The following is a 7,043-nucleotide window of genomic DNA, read 5'->3' on the forward strand; positions in this document are numbered from 1 at the left end:
GGAGGTGGCCATGGCAGGAAATAAGCAGACGAACGAGGATACAGGCTTAGAGAACCTGAGCGTCAACAGCCGCCGCCGCAGTGGCGTGCAGGAGCACGGAACCGGCAACCCGGCCCACCAGAACGAAAAGCACGAGTCAACCGAGAGTGCAAAGATGCCGGATCAGCAAATTCCTGTCGAACAGTCGCCCGGAATTGAAGATACGGAGGGTCACCCGACCTGAGAATGCGATCATGCTCATGGGCGCGTCACTCGGTCTGCCGGTTGCGCAAATTCTTGATTGGCGTCGCGGGCTCAGATGGAAAAAGCAAAGCTAGAGCGTTCAGGGTCTGGAATCCGCTGGAGGACCGTCATTGCTCATCCAATTGAGTTTTCTTACAAGTGCAAGCGTGAGTATTCGGTTGCGGTTTTGGGGAGAAATATAGCTTTCTCTTCGCGTGTGTTGGGAATCCGACAGACAAACCGGCCCGAATTGACCAACTTGCCACCGTACATTGGCCCAGCATGGGGCTGGCACAGACCGCGAGGCTTTCCATAAGAACTGAGCGCACGCGGTTGGTAGGGGAAATGCCATGACAATGATGCATGACTCGGCGGCAGCCGGTCCGGTCCTGCGGGAGTGTGCCTACAACCTCTTCCGCAACAACCAGCGACCCAAGCTCTTCTGCGCCGTGCCAGAAGACCGTCCGATCCCCGGCTTTATCGACGCGGAGGCATGGTCATTTGAGCGCGTTCTCCGCAGCCAGGATGTTGCGCCACCCGGCTTCCATGAAAGAGCAGTCCGTGCAGGTGTGCGCTACAACGGCTTCTACCTGTTTCAAATCACAACCCGAACAATCTCTGGCACGCAAACTGCGCCCCAATGTAGGACGGAAGCACCAGAAGTCTGCGCGTGAGCAAGCTTTCAATAGCCTATCCTCAGACAGTGGCCTCAATCTCTCAGATAAGATGGACGTAGATCGCTGGTCTGTGTCCTGTATTGCTGAGTTTAGAGAGGGGAATAACCACCGGCAACACTTCAGACTATCGGCTGATCACTTTCGTCGGGTTTCCGACAGACGAAGCTCTAATGACCTGTTTACATTTGCTTAATGGGGAAAGTTAAACAGGGGGAACGGATGGCTTTGCAAACGCTGACGCTTGTGCATGATCGCACGTCGGACACTGACACCCCGTCCGCCATTCTGACCACAGCGGTCCCAACGGTTCTAATCTGTGATAACTCCCTGCTGCGTTCGGGGCTTCAACACATTCTATCGGGAAGCCCCTTTGTCATTGCCGAGGCCGCTTCTGTCGCTGGGTCAAGACGGTTCCAAAACTTAGTTCCGGAGGCTGCCTTGGTCCTGATCGAGGCCCGCCAGAACACCGGTCGCGTGCTTGAGATCGTCAGACAGGTGCGAGATCAGGCTCCAGAGGCTCGCATCGTTGTTCTTGCGGATGCGTATGACCTCAACTTCGTGCGGCTGGGCCATGAGGCAGGCGTGGATGGTTTCTGTTTAGCAGCCAGTGCCCCCGAGGTTCTGATCAAATCGTTTGAACTCGTCATGCTCGGCGAGACTGTGGTGCCCTCGGCCATCCTTCGCAATATCATGGTTGGCGCTCCCCAAGCCAATAACCAGCCGTTCCAGGGCAACCGCGTGGCAGAGGCGATCCTGTCTAATCTGAAGGCGTGCAAGCTCTCAGCACGGGAGATGGAAATCCTGCATTGCTTGAGAGAAGGCGCGCCCAACAAGCTCATCGCCCGCAAGCTCGATATCACCGAAGCCACCATCAAGGTCCACGTCAAAGCCATCCTGCGCAAGATCGGGGCGTCTAATCGCACCCAGGCGGCCATGTGGGCCGCTCAGCGCCTGCCGCGACGAGGTGGAGCATCTGTGAGTGTCTGAAGTGGTGACAACAGAGATTGCAGTCGGGGATCAGGTCCGCGTTCACTTCCATCCCTCCGGTCCATGGAAGAGCTATTCCGAAGGAGTGGTCAGGCGGGTCGATGTGACCACTCCGGAAGGGCGCTTCTTCATGCTCGAAGTCCGGAATGAGGTCCTTCTCGATCAACCACACCGGATCAGGCCCAATTTCCACGATTACGTCCAGTATGAGTGTCGGAACGACTTTCCTGGCCGGATTGAGATACTCTCGACCGCAGAACAGGATGGGGTGGGGAACGATCAATCCGGTCCGGACACAGGGTTGAGCCCGGCTGAAGCTCTGGATGAGATCGCCCACGAGCTAGAAGCTGAGCAAGAACAGGTTCTGGTCCAGCTTGAGCGCCAGGAAGTCCGCCGACGCGGAGGATTGATTGCAGCCCTCTTCGGGCGGCAAAACTAAGCGGCAACCCACTTGTCAAAAATAGCAGGACTGGAGTCTCGATTTGTCGGCTTTCAGACAGACACAAGCGGTGTGCTGTGATTGATAAGTGGCGACGCATCAGCGGGAACGGACCACTGTTGTAAGCCGGAAGTCTACTTGCAGGTCGCCTGCGACTTTCGCTAGAACAGGCCACATAAGAAAAAAGGCCGCGAGGGAGCGGCCCGAAGTTTAGGGAGGAAACGCCCAAGAAGGGCAGCAACACTGCGACGCCAATCGCTGTGTTGCATTGCAAAAGATAGTTCATGCCTGAACATTGGGCAAGCACAAATGGGCAGCATGGCTGCCCTTTTTCGTGGCTGTTGCCATGCGGCAACAGCATGACGCAGTGTACCAGCGAAGCTCTTCGCAGTTCCCCGAATACTATGACAGCAACTCGCCGCCTCTGGTCGGCAGACCGACAAGGTCAATCATCCGGCAAGGGCTGGCAAGCTCAAGCAGCCTCGACCAAGGAAGATCAGGGGGAGGACGGCTGGCACCGCCAAGTCGGTGAACCGAGCCTTGCAATTCAGATCGAACTGGTTCGGAGGCTGCTCCCATGGGAGGCTCTGACGAGGGCAGTCGAAGGCGATCTTATCGAGAAGCTCGCATAGCTGAATGTCGGCCCGAACTTCTCAGCCAGCCGGTACTGACCCTTCCGGTGAGGGCACGGGGGGCAATCGACGGACGATCACCCACGGGAAATCCGACAGCCGTTCAACCATGAAGCCGTAGATAGAGCAGCCTCGCTGAGAACAAGACAAGAACAGCGGTGCAGGCTGAGGACAGGTGTCATAAGGTTTAATTAACCACGAAACAGTGCCCAATCAAGCCTATGATTGCTTAGCCACTCGCGGATTACGCTCATCAGGGGCAAGTAGCCATTTCATCAGCACCATAGCAGCCAGAGCACCGAGCAGTTGGGCCAGGATGAATGCGGGTACGTCAGCAAGGGCGATTCCTGCGAACGTGGCCGTGAGCGCCCGCGCGATGGTCACTGCCGGATTGGCAAATGAGGCCGAGGACGTGAACCAGTAGGCGGCTGTGATGTAGAGTCCGACCGCATAGGGGATGGCCTTAATCCGAAACCTCACCACGGCGAGGATCGTCATCAACAGCCCGAAGGTCGCCACAAACTCAGCCAGCCATTGCGCTGTACCAGTCCGCACGGTGGTGGATGCCTGGACGAGGGCCAGATCGAACATGCCGTGTGCTGTGAGCGTCCCAAGACAACCGCCAATGACCTGCGCCACGACGTAGAGAGCGAACTCCCGCCATCGCAGCCCGCCCATTACGCTTTCGACCAGGGATACCGCAGGATTGAAGTGCGCTCCCGAGACACGGGCCAGTGCCAGGATCAGAACAACCAGGATGGCTCCCGTTGGCAACGTGTTTCCCAGGAGGGCGAGAGCCGTGTTCCCGCCTGCCAACTTGTCCGCCATGATGCCCGAGCCCACCACGGTTGCGACGAGGAACCCCGTTCCAAGGGCTTCCGCCGTCACCCGCTTCGCGAGAGAGAACGTCATTTGGACTTCGGGGCGGTGTCGGCTGTTGCGCCAGTGCTCGCGCCTTCCAGATGGCCGATCTCGTGCAGACGAGTTCCAATCGCGAACTGATCCAGGCTTGCCAGCGGGAGGTTGAGGAAGGTGCCGATCCGGTTCTTGAGGAACCGGAAAGCCTGCTCGAAGGCCCGCTCCTTGTCCATGTCGGAGCCCTGGACTGCCGCAGGGTCTTCGATTCCCCAGTGGGCCACCGAAGGATGCCCCAGCCAGATCGGGCAAGCCTCCCCAGCGGCGCTGTCACAGACGGTGATCACGAAATCCATCGCGGGCGCATTCGGCTGGGCATATTCATCCCAGTTTTTCGAGCGGAAGCCGTCCGTGGGGTAGTCGTGAGCCCCGAGCACGTTGATGGCGAGCGGGTTCACGGTGCCTTTCGGTTGGCTCCCCGCCGAGAATGCGTTGAAGCGTCCAGCCCCGTCCTTGCGCAGGATGCCCTCAGCGAGGATCGAGCGAGCGGTATTGCCGGTGCAGAGAAAGAGAACATTGTAGGTTCGCTCAGTCATGACAGCCTCTAACAGCACTTGGCGTTTGAGGGAGACTTCCCGGTCGAACAGCATCCTGACACAGCGTCCCGGATGGCCTTCTCAGTGAGTGCATCACCTTCAGTCAGGCGCACTGGCTTCTCGATCCCGTTGTCTTCAAACCAGCGATCCCGAGGTTTGCACGATGCGTGACGTGGGGCGAGCGAGACCAGAACTCGTTCCAGTTCAACGGCGACGCCATCGACCGCGTAAAGACCGATCACACCCAGATCGTCACCGCATTCGAAGGTGAGGCGCGAGTCGGGATCAAGGCCAACGTCACGGGTCACCTTGTCCATGATGGCGAGGAACTTGCCGACCGTCATCATCCGGCTCTGTGGCTCACCAGGAACGTCCCAGACCTGGATGAAGGTCTCGGTCCAAGCCTCCGGGTTGGCCCCGCAGTCCAGGCCCGAGAAGCGGCCTGCTTTGATTTCTGTGACGTGGTAGCCCGCCCTCGTCTCGCGACTGGCGTAGGCGATCACGAGCGGGAGTGCTCCATGGGGCCGAAGGCTGTCGAGGAAAGCCTCGGTTGAAGGGTCCGAGATAGTCATAGCAACTGGCTGGGTCGTTGCAGAGATTGGGGCACTGGCAAGCGCGGTCATGGTGCGCTATCCTCCATTTCAACATTTCAAGGTTTATTGAAATATGGATGAGCGTCAAGCCATCAATGCGTTCGGATCACTGGCTCAGGAGACCCGCCTGCGGGTGCTGCGCCTGCTTGTGCAGGCTGGACCTGAAGGAATGGCAGCAGGAGCAATTGCCGAGAAGGTTGGGGTCTCGCCCTCGAACATCTCGTTTCACCTGTCGCACTTGGAACGTGCTGGGCTGATCCAAGCCAGACGGGAGGCTCGGTCGATCATCTACAGCGCGGGCTACTCGGCCCTGCGCGATCTCATCCGATTCCTCATGGAGGACTGCTGTGCGGGTGATCCGCGTGTGGTTGTGGAGGAGTGTGGCTCGTGAGTAGGGGCCTGCTCCTGACTAAAGCCATGGGTATCCTGCTCGTCCTATCTGTCCGATCTGAAGGAAAACAAGGCTATCGCGTGTCGGGGGGATTGGCTGAAACGGACCTCCGCTACCATAGGCCCAAGGCCTTTTCCGGCCTTTCCCTTAGTTCCCGATCAGAGCCGGTACCAAGCTGGTACCAACTGGCTCGCGCCGAATGGCCGAAAATTCCGCTGGCTGAACACCGCCCCGAAGGATTGAGCACGCAATTCGTGTTCGGGTGATTCCCAATTCTCTCGGCGAGCTTGGCTGGTCGCAAAGGATCAGTTCCGAAATCCACGGTCAGCCTTCGCATCCAAGCTGCTGCACCCGTTTCCTGTTCCTGACCGGTTCTCGGCACTCAATCCTTCCGAATGATGATGCGACGACCCTCGGCGCCTCCTGATCCTGCGAGGCAACTTGTTGCACAAATGGGCGGGTTGGTGCCTTGATCTGGGTGTCATAGGAAGGCTGTGCCCTCCTGATCTCGGATTTCTACCGTGCCGTTCAAGACCAATGCCGCTCGCCGACACCGCATTCCGAGACAGCGGCACCGGGTGACGAACTGGTCCGAATACGATGCCGCCCTGCGCCAACGGGGAAGTCTCATCGTCTGGTTCTCTGACGAGGCGATTGCCACCTGGCGCGTCGAGCCCCGCACGACACGAGGCGGTCAGCCGCACTATTCCGCTCTGGCCATCAGGACAGCGCTGACCCTGCGGGCGGTGTTTCGGCTGGCGCTCCGTCAGACCGAAGGCCTGATTGGCTCGATCCTCCAACTCCTTGGTCTGGATCTGGCGGTGCCGGATCACTCAACCCTGAGCCGCCGGGCCGAAACTCTGGAGATGCCAAAGCCATGCCCGAGCTCCGGAGGGCCTTTTCACCTGCTGGTCGACAGCACAGGCCTGTGGCTCTGTGGACCTGGTGAGTGGCTGGTCGAGATCCACTTGCGTCCTTCACCGGTGATGGAGCCTACGGTCAAGCGGGTGTCTACGGCACCGTCGGCAAGCACCATCCTGATGCTGAAGTCATCGTTCCACTCCGATCAACGGCAGTGCTGAGCGAGAATGGGGAGACCGCTCCAACCCAGCGCGACCGGCATCTCCAAAGCATCGCCGAACATGGACGCATGGGTTGGCAGAAGGCATCCGGGTACACGCGTCGTGCCCTCGTGGAGTCAGCTCTCGGCCGGCTTAAACGAGTGATCGGAGATGCAGTGCGTTCGCGGACGGACCGGCGTCGCACGACGGAGGTCGCCATCGCCATTCAGGCCCTAAACCGCATGCTTGAGCTTGGACGCCCGAAGTCCGTCCGCGTCGCTTAAGCAAAGGCTTGGGGTGGGCTCAGTGCGTCCACCAACCGATCCGTGCAACACAGCCGCAGCGCGCGCCTCGAAAGCAATGAGGCGAGTGGGCTACCACAATAGTCCAAGACGTTCAGCCATGCTCTCTTCCACGAAGAGGTTGGGGCTAATCTCGACCATGACGACGCCAGCGTCTCGGGTGCAGTGGCCTGCCCCCTGAGAAGTGGTCCTCCCTGATGTATGGCTTTCAAGCCGAATGGAGGACAAGCGAATGAGCAAGAAGAGACACACGGCCGAGGACATCGTCGCGAAACTGCGGCAGGTGGA

8 protein-coding genes and 1 pseudogene are annotated in these 7,043 nt (G+C 59.0%); 6 read left to right on the forward strand and 3 right to left on the reverse strand.

Features of this window, described 5'->3' with window-relative positions; translation table 11 throughout:
• From ACS5Q1_RS45620 to ACS5Q1_RS45635, 4 genes are all read left to right on the forward strand, one after another.
• Positions 1-223 (forward strand): hypothetical protein (locus ACS5Q1_RS45620; RefSeq protein ID WP_473104410.1); only part of this gene is annotated, 223 nt, incomplete at its 5' end.
• A gap of 349 nt (positions 224-572) precedes the next feature.
• Positions 573-896 carry a hypothetical protein gene (locus tag ACS5Q1_RS45625; protein ID WP_473104411.1) on the forward strand — a complete coding sequence of 108 codons (324 nt, stop codon included), beginning with the start codon at positions 573-575 and terminating at the stop codon, positions 894-896.
• A 441-nt stretch (positions 897-1,337) separates the two neighbouring features.
• Positions 1,338-1,886, forward strand: coding sequence for a LuxR C-terminal-related transcriptional regulator (locus ACS5Q1_RS45630; RefSeq protein WP_473104412.1), 549 nt, complete (start codon positions 1,338-1,340; stop codon positions 1,884-1,886).
• Positions 1,879-2,325: a hypothetical protein gene (locus ACS5Q1_RS45635; RefSeq protein WP_473104413.1), complete on the forward strand. Its 447-nt coding sequence runs from the start codon at positions 1,879-1,881 to the stop codon at positions 2,323-2,325. Before ACS5Q1_RS45630 ends, ACS5Q1_RS45635 begins: the two co-directional genes overlap by 8 nt.
• An 851-nt stretch (positions 2,326-3,176) precedes the next feature.
• On the opposite strand, the gene ACS5Q1_RS45640 is transcribed toward ACS5Q1_RS45635, so the two are convergent.
• The 3 genes from ACS5Q1_RS45640 to ACS5Q1_RS45650 are packed head-to-tail and all read right to left on the reverse strand — an operon-like array spanning position 3,177 to position 5,031.
• Positions 3,177-3,869: an aquaporin gene (locus ACS5Q1_RS45640; protein WP_473104414.1), complete on the reverse strand. Its 693-nt coding sequence runs from the start codon at positions 3,867-3,869 to the stop codon at positions 3,177-3,179.
• Complete coding sequence (locus ACS5Q1_RS45645; RefSeq protein ID WP_473104415.1) at positions 3,866-4,408, reverse strand: arsenate reductase ArsC; 543 nt, start codon at positions 4,406-4,408, stop codon at positions 3,866-3,868. Before ACS5Q1_RS45645 ends, ACS5Q1_RS45640 begins: the two co-directional genes overlap by 4 nt.
• Positions 4,409-4,416: 8 nt before the next feature.
• Complete coding sequence (locus ACS5Q1_RS45650) at positions 4,417-5,031, reverse strand: DUF6428 family protein (protein WP_473104416.1); 615 nt, start codon at positions 5,029-5,031, stop codon at positions 4,417-4,419.
• Between the two features lie 43 nt (positions 5,032-5,074).
• Here ACS5Q1_RS45650 and ACS5Q1_RS45655 point away from each other — a divergent pair, with 43 nt between their 5' ends.
• Positions 5,075-5,392 (forward strand): ArsR/SmtB family transcription factor, encoded by a 318-nt coding sequence (locus ACS5Q1_RS45655; RefSeq protein ID WP_473104417.1) that lies wholly within the window; start codon positions 5,075-5,077, stop codon positions 5,390-5,392.
• 521 nt (positions 5,393-5,913) lie between these two features.
• A pseudogene (locus ACS5Q1_RS45660) lies at positions 5,914-6,737 on the forward strand (transposase).
• Positions 6,738-7,043: the final 306 nt, after the last annotated feature.

This window comes from Microvirga sp. GN3 (assembly GCF_055792825.1).